Raw genomic sequence first — 17,757 nt, forward strand, 5'->3', positions numbered from 1 at the left:
ATACGAATGTCAAATTATCCGGTACAAATGTTTGAATATCACACATGGGCGAGCCAAGCCATCCTTGGGAAAATCAAGGAGCTCCCGCCCTCCGTGCTGAGTCAAGAAGTGAACAGCTCCTTTCCCACCATCGCCCATGCCCTTACTCATATTTATGCGGTTGATAAGATGTGGTATATGGTTTTGACAGGTACAGGTATGCCAGAGGCGCTGCAAGCATGTATGCTGCTAAATGCGAAAATTATGAGTTCTGTAGATGAATACGCCAATGAGTTTGCCCAGTTATCGGAGCAATACAGAGAATGGTTCCGAGGCCAAGCTGATTTGGAGCAAACGATTCTGCTTGACAATCCATTCGCCGGAATACGCCAAACAAGCTTGGCGGAAATTGTGCTGCATTTGGTCAATCACGGAACCTATCACAGGGGCAATGTTTCGACTATGCTGCGTCAGCTTGGCCACTCGTCCACCATGAATGACTATGCGCTGTTTTGGTATCAGGAAGCAGCAAAGTAAAACGACAAGCCATGATCCAAAGCCGTGAAAATCAGCCGGAAATCGTTAAAAGTCAAAAATCCCCTGAGCACAAGCAAGTGCTTCAAGGGATTTTCTCATTTAAAGCGGGCTGCACCCGCTATGCGAAGGGCAGTGTGCAGCCCCTTTATTTTTTCGCGTAAAAGCTTACCGTTCCCGTGCTCTCATCCGCGCTAACGAACAAGCTGCGTCCTTGTACCCGGTGAATGCCCTCCGGCGATTGTCCAGCGGTTGGAATCAAGCCGAGGTAGACGGGATTCGCAGCATTAGCGACATCGAAAAATAAAATCGCATCCGCACGTTCCGACGCTACTGCCGCAAGCGCTGTTCCGTCAACTGTCGCGACGGTCAGATTTTCCACCTCGCTGCCCTTGTTCGGGCTGCGGTCATCGGGATACAAGCCGACCTTCGCCGTCGCCTCGTCAATCAGGTTCGCGCTGTCGTATACCCGCTTGCCTTCTAAATCCCATACGGCGATGTTGCGGCCACCGGCCTTCACGCCGTCCTTGAATTCATTTTTGCCCAAATCGCCTTCATTGGCGGTCAGCACATATTTGCCATCCGGCGAAAAAGCGATGCCATCCGGCTCATAACGAGCGGTCAAATCATCCGTAAACCGCACATTCCCATCGTCCGCCAGATCGGCTTTATGCTGCGTTGTACCAAGCGAGAAAATCCGAATGAGCTTCTTCGTCTTCAGATCGACAAGCGCGATGGCGTTGTTTTCCTGCATCGTGACGGCTGCTGCTGCGCTGTCCGGGCTGATTGCCACGTATTCGGGCTGCGGATCATGCGGATAAATGGCTCCCTCTACTCCGTCCAAAGGAGTAGCTATGTCCACAACCTCGCCCTTCAGCGGGTCACCGCCTGCAAATGAAACGATCATAATGCTGCCAGGACGCTTCGCATTCGCAAAGTCAATCTCATCCGCAGCTTTATCCAGCTCCTCATCCTCAATCGCAATCACAGCATTCAGTCCGTCTGGCGAAAGCGCAATGGAGTCGGGGCCGATGCCAAGCTCATATGTTTTTACGGTTTTGTAGGTAGCTAAATCGACTACAGCAAGCAGTCCTTTGTTTGCTTTGTTCACATCATCGCCCGTGCGGATGACCGCAAGCCCATAGCGACCGTCCTTGGATACGGTGACGCTGGTCACTTCCGCCTCTGGAGAAAGGTCGTGGAAGCTGACGGTTTTCAGCACGCTGACTTTGTTGATGTCTGCAATATCAAGCACGGAAATGCTGCCGTTGTCGGCTTCGGTAACGAGCAGGCGTTTGCCGTCTGGCGTAGAAGCGGCGATTTCAGCTTTTTCGCTTGGCATTTGGAAGGAGGCGGCAAGCTCAAAGCCGCTTTTATTTTGCTGCTGGACGAGCTGTGCTTTCAGGCTGTCCAACGCTTTTTTGGAAACATAGGTCGTGCTTTTCGTTAAAAGGGAAGGGCTCCCAATTTGAGCGGCAGCACCGTTAATCGTTGCGGACGAAGAGCCGATCGGGAACGATGCTTTTAAACCGCTCACCGTAATTTCAGCACTGCGGCTGGCAGCGTTCCAGGTTACTTCGCCTTGCATATTTTCGATAGCCTGTCGCAGCTTCACATAATCGCCAGCAGGCGCATCAGCAGCGAGAGCGGCAGGAGCAAAAGCGCCTGTACCGGCAGCGAGCATTGTTGCGACTGACATCAATTGAACAAGTTGCTTGACCGTTTTCATAAGCTTGCAAATCCCCTTTATCCTTTTTTTAAGATCGTATGAAGAATCGTTCTAAGTATATAAATAGATTGTTAAAGACAGATCAAGGGACAGAGCTATTTGTGTAAAAACGGCATAAGATCGGCTTCCAAATAAGGGGAGAAACGATATAATAGAATGACTTATAGGGCGAAGGGGCGCTGGAAGCAGGATGGGAAAAGCGTTGTCGAATAAGCAAAAAATAAGAGGCTGGAAGCGCCGAGTCCGGCGAATAGATAAGTGGAAGCAGTGTCATATGCAGCTGGATATGGAATATCTCGCCCAATATCAACGGGATTATGTGAAGCTTTGGATCGACCCATTCTATAGGCTCGTTCGCCGTAATCCGCCTATCTGGTTTTCACGGCTGCTGCTGGCTGCGCTAATGGATATTTATGAAGCGTGGCATCAGCAATTGGAGCAGCGAAACGAAGCTTTTTATTTGAAAATATGGCTGTTTGAGCCGGCTTTCATAACGTCGCAGGTGGTTGCGGCGATTGGCGAGCAGCTTCATTATTATGATCATATATTTGAGCAGAATACGATGATGCAGGCTAACGCAGACGAACGTCTAGCGAAGCTTTCGCTGCTGCACAAAATTAAAGGCGTGGAGCGTTTTGCCTGGCTGCTGCATATAGATGCGGAGTTTCATTATGAATCCGAGCTAGACGATGATCTGGCATCAGGATTTCGGACGGAGCGGGAGGTTAAGCGGATCAAGAGCAGGGCTTATAATGTGGAGAAGCAGCAATGGGGCGGACAAGCAGACACGCTATACAAGCTGCAAGCTGGTGACGTATGGGTAGGGGAAAGGCGGCATTCGTAAATGCTGTCTTATCTAGAGCAGTTTTATGCCGAATGGGACAGCGAATGCTAACCATAAGTTGACATTACAAATTCATATATGGTATATAAAAATTAGTATTAGCACTCAGTCGTGAAGAGTGCTAAACTAGACTTAGCCTTACGCAGCCTTAAAATGATGATTATTGAAGGGAGATTTATTCGTGGCCAAGAAACAGTTTAAAGCGGAATCGAAGCGATTGCTGGAAATGATGATTAACTCCATCTATACGCAGAAGGAAATCTTTTTACGCGAGCTGATCTCTAATGCTAGTGATGCAATTGATAAAATCTACTACAAAGCATTGTCCGATGATCAATTGGTATTTAATCAGGCGGATTATTATATTAAAGTAACGGCGGATCAAGAAGCGCGCACGCTGACCATTGCGGATACAGGTATCGGAATGACCAAGGAGGAGCTGGAGAACAATCTCGGCGTTATTGCCAAGAGCGGCTCGCTTGCCTTCAAGAACGAGAATGAAGCGAAGGACGGCCATAACATCATCGGCCAGTTCGGTGTTGGTTTCTATGCAGCCTTTATGGTGGCGGACGTTGTAACCGTAACGAGCCGCGCCCTCGGCAGCGAGGAAGCATTCAAATGGAAGTCCGAAGGTGCAGACGGCTACACGATTGTACCGGCTACGAAGGACACCGTTGGAACCGAAATCGTATTGAAAATCAAAGACAATGCAGAAGAAGTTAGCTACGACGAGTTTTTGGAGCAATATCGCCTGCGTGCGATCATCAAGAAATATTCCGATTTCATTCGCTACCCGATCAAGATGGATGTGACTGGACAACGTCCGAAGGACGGCAGCGAGGGTGAATTCGAAGAGTATTCTGAAGAGCAGACGATCAACAGCATGGTGCCGATCTGGCGCAAAAATAAAAACGAGTTGACGCAGGAAGACTACGACAACTTCTATATGGAGAAGCGCTATGGCTTCGACAAGCCGCTTAAGCATATCCACATCAGTGCGGACGGCGCGGTTGTGTACAATGCGATTTTGTATATTCCAGAGCATACGCCATTCGATTATTACACGAAGGAATTTGAGAAGGGCCTTGAGCTGTACTCCAATGGCGTACTCATTATGGACAAGTGCTCCGACCTGCTGCCGGATTATTTTGGCTTCGTGAAAGGGATGGTCGATTCCGAGGATTTGTCGCTGAACATTTCCCGCGAGCTGCTCCAGCATGACCGCCAGCTGAGTCTCATTGCCAAAAACATCAAAAACAAAATTAAAAGCCAGCTGATCAGCCTGCTTAAAGACGAGCGCGACAGCTATGAGAAGTTCTACAAAGCTTTCGGCAGACAGCTGAAATTTGGCGTGTACAACGATTACGGCGCTAACAAGGATACGCTGCAGGATCTGCTGCTGTTCAGCTCCTCCAAGGAGAAGAAGCTCGTATCGCTCGATGAGTATGTAGAGCGCATGCCGGAGGATCAGAAGTACATTTATTACGCTTCGGGTGCGTCCATTGACCGCATTGAGAAGCTGCCGCAGACGGAAATGGTATTGGACAAAGGGTATGAAATCTTGTACTTTACGGACGATATCGACGAGTTTGCGATTAAAGTGATTTTGAAATACAAGGATAAAGAGTTTAAATCCGTGTCCAGCGGCGATCTTGGCATTGAAGCAGATCCTAGCGAGACGCCGACTGAAGAGGAAGCGACTGACAACAAGGAGCTATTCGAGAAGATGCAGGGCATCCTCGCGGGCAAGGTTTCGGGCGTTCGCGCCTCCAAGCGCTTGAAATCGCATCCGGTATGTCTGTCCTCCGAGGGCGAGGTGTCGATCGAGATGGAGAAAATTCTCCAAGCGATGCCAGACAGCCAGAACGTAAAAGCGGACAAGGTGCTCGAAATCAACGTCAACCACGAGATTTTGCAGTCGCTCAAAGCCGCTCTCGCCAGCGATGAAGAGAAGCTCGGCCTGTACACGAACCTGCTGTACAACCAAGCGCTGCTCATTGAAGGCTTGCCAATTCAGGATCCGGTTGAATTTACGAACGCAATGTGCAAAATCATGGTGTAACAGACAACGACAGCCAGCGACAACCATATGGAGGGTTTTCCCTAGAGCAGCGTTAAGCTGCTTTGGAGAAAGCCCTCTTTTTGATAGAACCGTTGCCTAATCTTGAGTATTCCGTTATAGTTAAACTAATTTCATACGAAATGCGGGTGCTGGATAAAGTCTGGCTGAGATAGGGAACTTGTTTTCCTGACCGTTAATCTGATCCAGGTAATGCTGGCGTAGAGAACATGACGAAACCTAGCCATTCGTGTATTCTCGAATGGTTTTTTTGTATTTCTCCGCTTAAAAAAGTAGCTTGTCTAAGGCGAAATTTTGGATGAGCTGCGAGCATTGCTTTCCTTCAGGAAAGGGGAGAAAGTAGATGACAGAAGCGTGGATTGAGGCCTTGCAGCATCAGGTGGACGAGCGGCAGGATGAGCTGTTTGCGCTGCTAGCCGAGCTGGTGGCCTATCCGACCGTCAGCCCTCCAGCTCGCAATACGCTGGAAGCGCAGCAGTTTTTGGAGAAGCAGCTGCAAGCGAGCGGTTTTGCAACGGAGCTATGGGAGGTTTACCCGGGTGATCCGAACGTGACAGCGGTAAAACGGGGCACCGATAGCAAGCACTATCGCAGCCTGCTGCTTAATGGGCATATGGATGTCGCCGAGGTGGGCGACAGCGGGAGCTGGAAGCATGATCCGTTCAAGCTGGTGCTGGAGGATGGGCGTGCTTATGGACGTGGAACCGCCGATATGAAAGGCGGGCTTGCGGCATTGCTGTTTGCAGGTAAGCTGCTTACCGAAGCGGGCGTGGAGCTGAAAGGGGATTTACTGTTCCAAGCCGTTATTGGCGAGGAAGCGGGCGAGGCAGGCACTCGCGCATGTATGGAGCGTGGATGTGAAGCGGATTTTGCCATCGTCGCCGATACGAGCGGGCTGGCGATTCAGGGGCAAGGCGGGGTTATAACGGGCTGGGTCACTTTGCAAAGCCCGGAGACGTTCCATGATGGCATGCGTTCGCGCATGATCCATGCCGGAGGCGGCGTTCAAGGCGCCAGCACCATTGAAAAAATGACCAAGCTGATCGCCGGGCTTCAAGATTTGGAGCGCCACTGGGCGGTAAGCAAATCTTATGAAGGTTTTCCTCCCGGCGCAAATACGATAAATCCTGCGGTCATTGAGGGCGGGCGTCATGCCGCTTTTATCGCAGATCGCTGCTCGCTTTGGATAACGGTTCATTTTTACCCGAATGAAGATTATGAAGCGATTGCTTCGGAGATTGAAGAGCATTTGCTTGGCGTGGCGCAGGGTGATCCTTGGATGCGCAAGCATCCGCCAACCTTTCGGTGGGGAGGGCGCTCAATGATTGAGGAGCGTGGCGAGATATTCCCTTCGCAGGAGCTACAGCCCGAGTGGTCGGGGCTGAAGGCGCTGGAGCAAAGCCATCAGCAAGTGCTTGGCGTGCTGCCTGCGGTTGGCATGAGCCCGAGCGTCACCGATGCAGGTTGGATCGGTAGGGAGGGCATCCCAACGGTCATTTACGGTCCAGGGCAGCTGGAGCATGCCCATGCGGTGGACGAGAGCGTCGACATCCACGAGCTGATTTATTATACAAAAGTTATACTGGGCTTCATCGCCGACTGGTGCAACCGTCCGAAAGAGGAAGCAGAGGGCGGCGAGCAAGGCTCAGGCATCAACGAGTGGCGAGTGTGAGTAGCGAGTGGGAGTGCCGAGTAGCGAGTGCCGAGTGCCGAGTGCGAGTAGCGAGTGCGGGTAGCGAGTGCGAGTAGCGAGTGCGAGTGCCGAGTGTGAGTAGCGAGTGCGGGTAGCGGGTGCGAGTAGCGAGTGCCAGTGCGAGTAGCGAGTGCGGGTAGCGGGTGCGAGTAGCGAGTGCGGGTAGCGGGTGCGAGTAGCGAGTGCGGGTAGCGAGTGCGGGTAGCGAGTGCGAGTAGCGAGTGCGGGTAGCGAGTGCGAGTAGCGAGTGCGGGTAGCGAGTGCGAGTAGCGAGTGCGGGTAGCGAGTGCGAGTAGCGAGTGTGAGTGGCGAGTGCAAGTGCGAGTAGCGAGTGTGAGTGACGAGTGGGAGTGCCGAGTAGCGAGTGGCGAGTAGCGAGTGTGAGTGGCGAGTGCGAGTGCGAGTAGCGAGTACGGGTAGCGAGTGCGAGTAGCGAGTGTGAGTGGCGAGTGCGAGTAGCGAGTGCGGGTAGCGAGTGCGAGTAGCGAGTGTTTGTCGAGCGGACAGAGAAGCCGTTATTTTGCGAAAATCAATGATTTTGCCTCGTTTGCGGACTCAGATGCAGTTATGGGCAGCAAAAAGCATATAAAGTCCTCATTGATCACGTTATAGCGGATTTCCTGTCCGCAAACACGATTAAAGTGGCCTAATAGCTGAAATAGCGAATTTCCTGTCCGCTGATACGACTAAATCGTCGACCAAATCGTCGACCAAAGCGGCTAAATCCACTAAATCATCGACTAATCGACCTCATCGTGGATTTAGAGGAACGTCAGTCAGCGGAATTAAATGGGATTAATGAGAGTAATGTTTACCGTAGCGTTGAAAGTAGCGTTAAAAGTAGCGTTAAAGCAGCAGTTGTATTGAAGTGAGCGTTTTGAGATAGACGTGCTGAGCATATGAGAGTTAGCGAATCACTCTCTTTTAAATAAAATGCCGGATGAAAAAGGAAATAGCGTAGCGAAAGGTTTGAGCTGGAGAAGCGCAGCGTTCGCATTTAATTCTTGATTTTGACCATGGCTGGTCAGATTCAAGAATTAAAGGAGTAACAGCGAGCGGAAGCCAAACCTTTCACGCAGCACAGCAGCCCTTTTTCATTCGGTGCCCGGAGGCTATGATGAGCAAATTTAGCGATAGATTATATGAAGCAAGCCGCAAAGTATGGCAAAAAAGCCACGAGCATCCGTTTCTCGTGGAAATGCGTGAAGGAACGCTGGAGCCGCAGCGCTTCATCTATTATCTCAAGCAGGACTATGTCTATTTAATCGACTATGCGAAGCTGTTCGCCTACGGCAGTATAAAAGCTCGCGATATGGCAACAATGGTCAAATTCGCCGGGCTGTATCATTCCACACTGCATGTGGAAATGGAGCTGCACCGCCAGTATGCCGACCGTTTTGGCGTTACGCGCGAGCAGCTTGAAGGTACGCAGCCGGCGCCAAGCAATGTCGCCTATACAAAATATATGCTTGACGTTGCAGCGAATGGCTCGCTCGCGGAGGTTGTAGCAGCGCTGCTGCCGTGCATGTGGAGCTACCGCGAAATCGGTGTAACCTTCTCGAAATATCCAGGTGCGCTGGATCATCCTCTTTATAAGGAATGGATTCTTATGTACAGCTCGGAGGAGTTCGGCGAGCTGACCCACTGGTGCATTGGCCTTATGGACCAATTGGCAGAAGGGCTTCCGGAGCGAGAGCTTGCGAAGCTGGAGGAGCATTTTGTCCTGACCTCGAAGATGGAATATTTATTTTGGGATATGGCATATCGCATGGAGGAGTGGCCAGTGTGAGTAAAAATAAAGCTCTGCCGGGAGGGCAGAGGCTTGAACAGGCGGCGGGGGCAAGCAAGCCAGCAGGCCTTAGCGTCAGCGGACTGACGTATGCTTTTCCCGGCGGGCCGCCGCTGATTGAAGGGCTTGACCTGCATATTAGGCAGGGCGAGTTCGTCAGCGTGCTTGCGGCGAGCGGCATGGGCAAGACGACGCTGTTTCGGCTGCTGGCCGGTCTGCTGGAGCCGCAAGCCGGCACGATTGCGATCGGCGGCGTAAATCGCCAGCAGCAGGCGGCGAAAATTGGCTATATGCCGCAGAAGGATTGCCTAATGCCGTGGCGGACGGTGCTGGATAATGCCGCGCTCGGCATGGAGCTGGCAGGAACGCCGAGGAAGGAAGCGCGCCAGCGGGTGCGGGAGCTGCTGCCTGATTTCGGCCTCGCCGAAACCGAGGCAAAGTACCCGCATGAGCTGTCGGGCGGCATGCGTCAGCGGGTATCGTTTCTTCGTTCGCTGCTGGGCGGCGGCGAGCTCTTTTTGCTCGATGAGCCGTTCAGCGCCCTTGATGCAATGACAAGAGTCAGCATGCAGGAATGGCTGCTGCAAATCTGGGAGCAGCATCGCAAGACGATTGTTTTTATTACCCATGACATAGATGAAGCACTGCTTCTGTCGGATCGGGTGCTGGTCGCTGCAAAGGCGCCCGTTGCCGAGCTGGTGGAATATCCGGTAGGACTTGCGCGTCCGCGCACCTATGAGACGATGCTGAGCGAGCCATTCGTGGCGTTAAAACGCCAGCTGCTGGGGCATTTCGGGCACGCGCACACAGCGGCTAGCCTAGAGGGGGGAAGCCGATGAAGCGCTTGTTCAAGAAGCATATGCCTGCCCAGCTGTTCATCCTTCTGCTCGCAGTATTGTGGGAAGTGGGAACGCGAATATTCCAAATTCCCCATTATATTATTCCTAGGCTGTCCGATGTGCTCATCTCGATGGCGGATAACAGCGGGCTGCTGGCGCGGCATTTCGTCATCACGTTAGGAGAGGCGCTGCTCGGGCTGGCGATTTCAATCGTGCTTGGCACGCTATCGGCGATCTGGATCGACAGCTCATCGCTGGCACGTAAAACGCTGTACCCGCTCGTTGTCGCCTCGCAGACGATTCCAATTATTGCGTTATCGCCGATTATGGTCATGTGGTTCGGCTATGAAATCGGCAGCAAAATCGCCGTTGTCATGCTGTTCACCTTTTTTCCCATTGCGATGAATACGGCGGACGGCTTCCGCTCGGCGGACCCGGATATCGGGGAGCTGCTGCGGACGATGGGAGCAAGCAAGCGCGAGCTGTTTCTCAAGTGGAAAATTCCTTCGGCGCTGCCGGAGTTTTTCACGGGGCTGAAAATGGCAGCGGCGATCAGCGTCGGCGGCGCTACGCTTGGCGAATGGCTGGGCGGCGAAGCGGGCCTTGGCATGTACACGAAGCGGGCGGCGAATATGCTGCGCGGCGAAAGTGTTTTTTCTGGCGTGCTGCTGCTGTCAGCGATGGGCATTCTACTATTTTTAGCCGTGTTGGCGGTTGAACGAATCTGTCTGTCTTATAGAAGAGAATCGAAGGTAGGCCAGTAGTGGCCCCAAGGCTATAGCAGAGTACCGCTCAAGCTTTATCGCCTTTTATAAACTAAAATTGAACGAGAAAGAGGTAAGCTGTTTATGCGCAAGGTGTATGAAGGAAATCATCATGATACGAAAAATAAAGCTTCCAAATGGAAACGCAGCTCTTGGATCGCAGCATGTCTGGCTTTGATGCTAGCCATTATGGCGGGCTGCTCCTCGGATAACAAAAACACAGCAAATGGCGCCGAAGGCGCGCAGGAGCTGACGGTGCTGCTCGACTGGTATCCGAATGCGGTGCATACCTTCTTGTATGCGGCGGAGGAGCAGGGCTACTTCAAGGAAGCGGGCCTAAATGTGAAGCTGCAGGTGCCGGCCGATACGAATGATGCGCTTAAGCTGGTTGCAACTGGCAAAGCGGATCTGGCGATCAGCTATCAAATGCAGGTAGCGGTTGCCCGCGCAGAGGACATTCCGATTGTATCGGTTGCTTCGCTTGTGCGTCATCCGCTGAACCAGCTGTTCGTGCTAGAATCGTCTGGCGTGAAGACGCCAAAGGATTTGGTCGGCAAAAAAATCGGCTATCCGTCGATTCCGCTCGATGAAGCCTACGTAAATACGATGGTGAAAACCGATGGCGGCGATCCATCAGGGCTGAACTACGTCGATGTAGGCTGGGATCTGATTCCGGCGATGACGACGAAGAAGGTCGATGCCATTATCGGAGGTTACGTGAACCACGAGAAGCTGCTGCTGGAGAAGGAAGGCGTGAAGCTCATTGCGCTTAACCCTGCCGACTATGGCGTACCAGATTATTACGAGCTTGTAATGACAGCGAGCGAGGAAGGCGTTGCCAGCAAAAGCGAAGTATACAAGAAATTCATTGCTGCGGCGGCCAAAGGTCAGCAATATACGGCGAGCCATCCGGATGAGGCGCTGAAGGTGCTGCTCGACAAGCAAAATGCGGATTATCCGCTTGATGCCGAAATCGAGAAGCAAAGCCTGCATGTGCTGCTGCCGCTCATGGATGCCGGCTCCGAAGCTTTTGGCAGCCAATCGGCGGAAAATTGGAGCAATGTCATTTCATGGTTGAAGGAGCATGGCCAGCTCACGAAAGATATCAAGGCTGAGGATGCATTCCGCAACCTATAATAGTGGAGGGAATACGGCGTATGGACGAACGTTATTCAAGACAGATGTTGTTTGCGCCAATTGGTGAAGCAGGGCAGCGCAAGCTAAGCGAGAGCGCCGTGCTTATTATAGGAATGGGAGCGCTCGGCACCGTTCTGGCCAATCATATGGTCAGAGCGGGGGTCGGGCTCGTCCGTTTCGTTGATCGTGATTATGTGGAGCGGAGCAATCTCCAGCGGCAGATGCTTTACGACGAAGAGGATGTCGAGCATGGCTATCCGAAGGCAGTCGCCGCCGAGAGGAAGCTGCGCAAAATCAATTCCGATATTAAAATCGAAGCGATTGTTGCTGACGTCACCGTTCAAAATATCGACGCTTTGCTGATGGATATCGACCTTGTGCTCGATGGGACGGATAATTTCCAGACGCGTTTTCTGCTTAATGATGCTTGCTTCCGCAGCGGTATTCCGTTTACCTATGGCGGAGCGGTTAGCTCGCGGGGCATGAGTGCTATTCTTGTGCCGGGCGCTACGCCGTGTCTGCGCTGCTTTATTCAATCAGCCGATGCGGGCGGGCAGACCTGCGATATGATCGGCGTGATTTCGCCGGTGGTGGATATAGTCGCTTCCTATCAGGCGGTAGAGGCGCTTAAATATTTGGTCGGTGCCACGGATAAAAGAAGAAACAGCTTGATGACCTTTGACTTATGGCAAAATCATTCGTTCGAGATGAAGCTGGGCGAGCCTGCGAAGCAGTGTCCTTGCTGTCAGCTGAAGCAGTATCCGGCTTTGCAGGCGGGAGAGCAGGATGCGGCAGTCTCGCTATGCGGACGCAGCACCGTGCAAATCTCTGGCGGCGCTCCGCTTAATTTGGAGCAGTGGCGGCATAGGCTGGAGCCGATTGCAGTGGAGCTTACGCATAACGCTTATTTGCTGAAAGCCGGGCTGCCGGAAGGTGAGCGGCTCGTGCTGTTCCCCGATGGTCGTGTGCTTGTGCAGGGGACGGAGGATATGGTTCGTGCCAAAACCTTATATGCCCGTTATATCGGAAACTAATAGCTTAGGAGCTGCGAGGTAATGAGCGGTACTTTATTTCGTCGCAGCCTATAGCCGCGAAGGGATTGTGTGAATATGAAGGATTTTCGTTTATATGCGATTACGGGCGAGGAATTTCATCCGGGCCGCGAGTTGATCGAGGTAATGGAGGAGGCGATTTATGGCGGCGTTGACATCATCCAACTGCGCGACAAATCGGGCGACAAGCCAGCCATTTTGGAAAAAGCGCGGGCGCTCCGCGAGCTGACCCGCAAGCACGGCATAACCTTTATCGTTAATGACTACATTGATATTGCGCTGGAGGTGGATGCGGACGGCATTCATCTCGGACAGGGTGATGTGCCGCTGGTGGAGGCACGCAAGCTCGTAGGCGATAAAATCATCGGCATTTCCACACACGCCATTGAAGAGGCGCTGCTTGCCGAGGAGCAAGGTGCTGACTACATCGGCGTCGGTCCCGTATTTCCAACGAAGACGAAGGTCGACGTTGTTGATCCGGTTACGGTTGAATACGTACGTGAGGTAGCGGCTAAGGTGAAAATTCCATTTGTCGCAATCGGCGGCATTAAGCTGCGCAATGTGGATGAAGTTCTTGCAGCTGGCGCGACGCGTATTTGCGCGGTTAGCGAAATTGTCGGCAGCAGCGATATTTCCGGCACCTGCCGCTCTTTTCTCGACAAGCTGGATAAATGGGGAGAGTCGTAATGGAACTAGTCATTAATGGTGTAAAGCAGGAGCTGGCAGCGAGGACGATTGAAGAGATCATTGTCCATTTTGGCCTCGCGGGCAAGCCAGTTGTCGTTGAAGCGGACGGAGCGGTGCTGACCCAGGAGCAATGGGCAGTAACCGAGGTTCGCGAAGGCATGAGAATCGAGCTTGTGCATTTTGTAGGAGGAGGCTGAAGCGAATGAAACCGGATGTATGGCATATTGGCAATCATGAACTAACGTCCCGATTTTTTATCGGCACTGGGCTTTTCCCAAGCCCTTATGTACAGAAGGAGGCAATTGAGGCGTCAGGGGCCGAGGTGCTGACGTTCGCTATTCGCCGCATTAATCTGGAGGCGACCGAGGACGATTCGATTCTTCAGCATTTGCAAGGAAAGTCGTATCAATATTTGCCGAATACTTCAGGCGCAAGTACGGCGGAGGAAGCGGTGCGTATTGCACGTCTTGCGCGGGCTTCGGGTCTCAGCGACTGGATCAAGGTCGAAATTAGCGCCAATGAGCGCACGCTGCTGCCTGATCCGATTGAAACGCTGAGGGCAACGGAAATTCTCGTAAAAGAGGGCTTTACCGTTCTTCCATACACGTCGGATGATCCGGTTATTTGCAAGCGGCTGGAGGAAGCGGGCGCTGCGGCTGTTATGCCGGGAGCGGCTCCCATTGGCACGGGTCTTGGCATTTTGAACCCCTATAATTTGGGCCTTATTGTAGAGGAAGCGAAGGTTCCGATTATCGTTGATGCCGGACTTGGCTCGGTCAGCGATGTTGCGCAGGCGATGGAGCTTGGCGTGGCTGGCGTGCTGATGAACACACCGGTTGCGAAGGCGAAGGACCCGGCAGGCATGGCGCGGGCGATGAGGCTTGGCATCGAAGCTGGCCGTCTAGCTTATTTGTCCGGCCGCATTTCAAAGAAGCGCTATGCTTCGGCAAGCAGCGGTTACGAGGAGTTTAAGCTGAAATAGCCGCATCATTCAACAAGGAAAGCTGGTTAGGACATGGGAGAACGAATTGTAATCATGGGCGGCGGCATTATCGGCTTATCCTGTGCGTTCGAGCTGCGCAGCCGCGGCCATCAGGTGTCGGTGCTGGAAATTGGCAGCTGCGGCGGACAAGCCTCTGGAGCGGCTGCGGGGATGCTGGCTCCTTTTTCGGAAAATGTAGAGGGGCCGGATGATTTTTTTCGCTTATGTGCGCAGAGCTTGCGGCTTTATCCTTCGTTTACAGATCGCGTGAAGCAGGTTTCGGGTGTGCCTTTCGAATATACCGAATCAGGAAGCATGTATATCGCTTACCATGATGCAGATATTTTGGCGCTTGAAGGCAGGCTGCGCTGGCAGCGGGAGTATGGCTCGTCGGGCAGCCTGCTTGAAGGCGGCGATGTGTTTCGGCTGGAGCCGAAGCTGTCAGGCAAGGTGCGGGCAGCGCTGCATACGCCGGAGGAAAGCCATCTGTATGCGCCGCATTATGTTAAGGCGCTGGAGGATGCCTGCCGCTTGATGGACGTTCACATTCATGAGCACCTGGAGCGGGTTGCGATTAAGGAATGGCAGAGCTCGGTCGTGCTGGAAGCAGCGGACGGGCGTGTTTTTGAAGGGGAGCGGCTCGTTGTATGCTCGGGAGCTTGGGCGCAGCAGCTGGAAGCTGCATTTGGTCTTCGCATTCCGGTCTATCCGATTCGCGGACAAATTTGCGCTTACATGACGGAGGAGAAGCCCGTTCATCATATGGTGTTTTGCAATCAAGGCTATCTCGTGGCAAAGGAAAATAATACGCTCGTATGCGGCGCCTCTGAGGATGTAGCTGGATTCGAGACGACCGTTACGGAGAAGGGCATTGAACGCCTGCGAAAATGGAACAAGCAAGCTTTTCCGTTTCTCGAAGCATGGACGCCATTCCATACATGGGCGGGTCTTCGTCCATCCACGCAGGATGGTTTTCCGCTGCTTGGTTCGCTCGCGCAATCGGGCCGCGTCGTGATGGCGGTGGGGCATTACCGCAATGGGATTTTGCTTAGTCCGATTACAGCACAGCTCGCGGCTGATAGCGTAGAAGGCAAGAAGCTGCCGGAGTTCATGCGGGCATTCGCTCCTGAGCGTTTCAGCTAGGCAGAGCTAGGCTTATATTTCTCGGAGTGAAGCGCGCCGCCCAAGGGTGGCGACAGCCGTTTCACCTTGGTACGGCATTTGATGGAGAAGGGGGCGTAAGCAAAAAATGAGCGTACAAGAGAATGGGCAGGCACCACGCAGCGTCCCGACTGCTTTGACGATTGCGGGCTCGGACAGCGGCGGCGGGGCAGGCATTCAAGCGGATATCAAAACGTTTCAGGAGCTTGGCGTATTCGGCATGTCTGCGGTGACCGCGATTACTGCGCAAAATACATTTGGCGTGCAGGGCGTATTTCCGCTTAGCGTGGAGGCCGTTGTGCAGCAAATGCATTCGGTCGGCTCGGATATTGGCGTCGATGCGCTGAAGACGGGCATGCTGTTTAATAGCGAGATTATTACGGCTGTTGCCGCAACGATTGCCGAGCTTGGCTGGAAAAATGTTGTCGTCGACCCGGTTATGATTGCTAAGGGCGGAGCCTCGCTGCTGCAAGAGGAAGCTATTCGGGCAATGACGGACAAGCTGCTGCCTGTAACGACAGTGATTACGCCGAATATGCCGGAAGCGGAGAAGCTGACGGGCATAACAATTGCCACGGCGGACGATAAGCGGGAAGCGGCGAAACGGCTTGCTGGATATGGTGCGGATTACGTCATCATTAAGGGCGGTCACGATACGGGCGCGGAAGCTATCGACCTGCTGTATGATGGCAGAGGCTTTACCGAGCTGGCAGGCCGGCGAGTTGCAACGGCTCGCACGCATGGCACGGGCTGCACCTTTTCGGCGGCGCTTGCGGCGGGACTTGCCGAGGGGCTTGATATGGAAGCTGCGATGCGTCAGGCGAAAGCATTTATTCAAGCGGCTATCGAGGACGGCATTCAAATTGGCGGCGGACATGGACCGACGAACCACTGGGCGTACCAGCGCAGCAAGCGGGCATTGCAAGCTCCACTCTAGCAGAAAAAAGCTATGCCGCTTTCGGTTATTTAGTAACCGAAGGCGCGCATAGCTTTTTTTGAAATATAAGCATTTATAAGTTTCACACTTATAAATGGGCTTATATTTCTAAGGCAAAGCTCTTCATCGCCATGGAAGGACGACGAAGTCGTTTTTGCTTGGCTCATATGTGCGAGCGTGTTGCTCTAGTTAAAGTCTAACACTAAGTCCAGCCCCAGAAAAAACCGTCGCGGTCCCAGGCTGCCTTGCCGCCATGTCCTTTTTTGAACGCTTTTTTTACTTCCTTGTCAATTGACGTATTTCCTTGCTCATTCACGTAGATGAACTGCTCGCCAAAATGCTCTATAATATGGGCAACGGCCTTCTCCTGATGAAGAATGCCAGCAAACTTCAGCTCACCAAGCATCCAATCGGCTACATCCTGTGCGGTATGACTCAATATATCTCTTCCTCTCTCATTCTCAGCTCTCGCCCACTATTATAATCAACGGCAAAGCATATGCCAAATTTACAGCAGGCTTATTTCCAAAGCATCCACATAAACGGCTGTGCCCGTCACTTCGATGAGTTGTTCATCGTGCTGTTTAGTGACTGTAACCTGAACATGTCCGTCTCTCCCTATTTCATGACCCTGTTCGATGTACAGCTCAAGCTTATGCTGTGATTGATCAGCCAAATGCGCAGCATAATAGGCTCCCATTACGCCGGATGCTGTACCGGTAACAGGGTCTTCAATCGTGCCGGAGTACGGCGATGAAAAATGGCGGGCGTGCATATGAGCCTGTGGATAATACGTTTCTAAGCAAAAAGGATGCAAGGAAGCCCGCGGCATCTCCTGCAAAATATCGGGGAACACCTTATTATTCGGTTTCATATGCTTGAAGGCTTCCAAACTTTTAATCGGAATTAACAGCGTCCATGTACCTGTGCTGCCATAAACAACGGGAAGCTTCGTCTCGATGTCAGCTTCCTGAATGCCCATAGCAGAAGCAAGCTGTGCATAGGAGCCGTTAAAAGCACGGAACTGCGGAGCCGCCTGCGTCATTGTGATTTGAAGCTGCCCTTGTGCAGTCGTATGCAGTCGGACAGGAAGCACGCCTGCTTTTGTCTCAATTGTTAGCTCTGTTTTATCGCCTAATAAACCTTTAGTTTTAAGCGCATAGATCGTTGCCATCGTGGCATGGCCGCAAAGATTGATTTCGTGGCCCGGTGTGAAGAAGCGAATTCGGATATCCGCTACAGCCGATGGCAGCGGGAAAGCGGTCTCATTAAAGCCAACCTGCTGAGCGACAGCTTGCATATCTTGTTCCGTCAGGTCGTTCCCTAATAAAACGACACCTGCCGGGTTTCCTTTTCCCGGAATAGGGCTAAAGGCATCGTAATGATAGACGTTAATGCTAGGCATATTTTTATTCCTCCATCCTAAATAAGATTGCCGACAGTTGCCGACAGTCAGGGTCATTTGTTAAACCAGTTGAAGTAGACGTATTTGTCTGGTCGATGTCCAATCATTATAATTAAAAACTCTAACGTAGGCTATTCGTTCCTCA

At 52.4% G+C, this 17,757-nt stretch carries 17 protein-coding genes and 1 riboswitch; of the genes, 14 read left to right on the top strand and 3 right to left on the bottom strand.

Annotated features, from left to right (window positions below):
- Window positions 1-6: 6 nt before the first annotated feature.
- On the top strand, window positions 7-516 hold the full coding sequence (locus tag V5J77_RS05000; protein WP_338554691.1) for a DinB family protein: 510 nt from the start codon (window positions 7-9) through the stop codon (window positions 514-516).
- Window positions 517-661: 145 nt separating this feature from the next.
- On the opposite strand, the gene V5J77_RS05005 is transcribed toward V5J77_RS05000, so the two are convergent.
- Window positions 662-2,242, bottom strand: a complete 1,581-nt coding sequence (locus tag V5J77_RS05005; RefSeq protein WP_338554692.1) for a stalk domain-containing protein — start codon at window positions 2,240-2,242, stop codon at window positions 662-664.
- A 202-nt stretch (window positions 2,243-2,444) separates the two neighbouring features.
- Between V5J77_RS05005 and V5J77_RS05010 the strand changes: the two genes are divergently transcribed.
- From V5J77_RS05010 to thiD, 13 genes are all read left to right on the top strand, one after another.
- A complete protein-coding gene (locus tag V5J77_RS05010; RefSeq protein WP_338554693.1) occupies window positions 2,445-3,086 on the top strand; it encodes a hypothetical protein in 642 nt (213 codons plus the stop codon).
- A gap of 181 nt (window positions 3,087-3,267) precedes the next feature.
- Window positions 3,268-5,148 (top strand): molecular chaperone HtpG, encoded by a 1,881-nt coding sequence (gene htpG / locus V5J77_RS05015; RefSeq protein ID WP_338554694.1) that lies wholly within the window; start codon window positions 3,268-3,270, stop codon window positions 5,146-5,148.
- A 132-nt stretch (window positions 5,149-5,280) separates the two neighbouring features.
- Window positions 5,281-5,392, top strand: a riboswitch (TPP riboswitch).
- A gap of 117 nt (window positions 5,393-5,509) precedes the next feature.
- A complete protein-coding gene (locus V5J77_RS05020; RefSeq protein ID WP_338554695.1) occupies window positions 5,510-6,838 on the top strand; it encodes an acetylornithine deacetylase in 1,329 nt (442 codons plus the stop codon).
- Window positions 6,839-7,976: 1,138 nt separating this feature from the next.
- On the top strand, window positions 7,977-8,648 hold the full coding sequence (gene tenA / locus V5J77_RS05025) for a thiaminase II (RefSeq protein ID WP_338556559.1): 672 nt from the start codon (window positions 7,977-7,979) through the stop codon (window positions 8,646-8,648).
- Window positions 8,645-9,487: an ABC transporter ATP-binding protein gene (locus V5J77_RS05030; protein WP_338554696.1), complete on the top strand. Its 843-nt coding sequence runs from the start codon at window positions 8,645-8,647 to the stop codon at window positions 9,485-9,487. The genes tenA and V5J77_RS05030 overlap by 4 nt, the downstream gene beginning before the upstream one ends.
- A complete protein-coding gene (locus V5J77_RS05035; protein ID WP_338554697.1) occupies window positions 9,484-10,251 on the top strand; it encodes an ABC transporter permease in 768 nt (255 codons plus the stop codon). Before V5J77_RS05030 ends, V5J77_RS05035 begins: the two co-directional genes overlap by 4 nt.
- A gap of 84 nt (window positions 10,252-10,335) precedes the next feature.
- Window positions 10,336-11,388 carry an ABC transporter substrate-binding protein gene (locus V5J77_RS05040; RefSeq protein WP_338554698.1) on the top strand — a complete coding sequence of 351 codons (1,053 nt, stop codon included), beginning with the start codon at window positions 10,336-10,338 and terminating at the stop codon, window positions 11,386-11,388.
- A 20-nt stretch (window positions 11,389-11,408) separates the two neighbouring features.
- The gene (locus V5J77_RS05045; RefSeq protein ID WP_338554699.1) at window positions 11,409-12,422 is read left to right on the top strand and encodes a ThiF family adenylyltransferase; all 1,014 of its coding nucleotides are present in this window, start codon (window positions 11,409-11,411) and stop codon (window positions 12,420-12,422) included.
- Between the two features lie 75 nt (window positions 12,423-12,497).
- Window positions 12,498-13,127 carry a thiamine phosphate synthase gene (gene thiE, locus V5J77_RS05050; RefSeq protein WP_338554700.1) on the top strand — a complete coding sequence of 210 codons (630 nt, stop codon included), beginning with the start codon at window positions 12,498-12,500 and terminating at the stop codon, window positions 13,125-13,127.
- Window positions 13,127-13,324: a sulfur carrier protein ThiS gene (thiS, locus tag V5J77_RS05055; RefSeq protein ID WP_338554701.1), complete on the top strand. Its 198-nt coding sequence runs from the start codon at window positions 13,127-13,129 to the stop codon at window positions 13,322-13,324. Before thiE ends, thiS begins: the two co-directional genes overlap by 1 nt.
- 5 nt (window positions 13,325-13,329) lie before the next feature.
- Window positions 13,330-14,109: a thiazole synthase gene (locus V5J77_RS05060; protein ID WP_338554702.1), complete on the top strand. Its 780-nt coding sequence runs from the start codon at window positions 13,330-13,332 to the stop codon at window positions 14,107-14,109.
- A gap of 33 nt (window positions 14,110-14,142) precedes the next feature.
- The gene (gene thiO, locus V5J77_RS05065; protein WP_338554703.1) at window positions 14,143-15,252 is read left to right on the top strand and encodes a glycine oxidase ThiO; all 1,110 of its coding nucleotides are present in this window, start codon (window positions 14,143-14,145) and stop codon (window positions 15,250-15,252) included.
- A 106-nt stretch (window positions 15,253-15,358) separates the two neighbouring features.
- Window positions 15,359-16,207: a bifunctional hydroxymethylpyrimidine kinase/phosphomethylpyrimidine kinase gene (thiD, locus tag V5J77_RS05070; protein ID WP_338554704.1), complete on the top strand. Its 849-nt coding sequence runs from the start codon at window positions 15,359-15,361 to the stop codon at window positions 16,205-16,207.
- A gap of 202 nt (window positions 16,208-16,409) precedes the next feature.
- Here thiD and V5J77_RS05075 read toward each other — a convergent pair whose 3' ends face one another.
- Both V5J77_RS05075 and V5J77_RS05080 read right to left on the bottom strand, forming a co-directional pair.
- Window positions 16,410-16,646 (bottom strand): hypothetical protein, encoded by a 237-nt coding sequence (locus tag V5J77_RS05075; protein ID WP_338554705.1) that lies wholly within the window; start codon window positions 16,644-16,646, stop codon window positions 16,410-16,412.
- A 69-nt stretch (window positions 16,647-16,715) separates the two neighbouring features.
- The gene (locus V5J77_RS05080) at window positions 16,716-17,612 is read right to left on the bottom strand and encodes a PhzF family phenazine biosynthesis protein (protein ID WP_338554706.1); all 897 of its coding nucleotides are present in this window, start codon (window positions 17,610-17,612) and stop codon (window positions 16,716-16,718) included.
- Window positions 17,613-17,757: the final 145 nt, after the last annotated feature.

The sequence above is a fragment of the Paenibacillus sp. KS-LC4 genome, assembly GCF_036894955.1.
Classification (GTDB): Bacteria; Bacillota; Bacilli; order Paenibacillales; family Paenibacillaceae; genus Pristimantibacillus.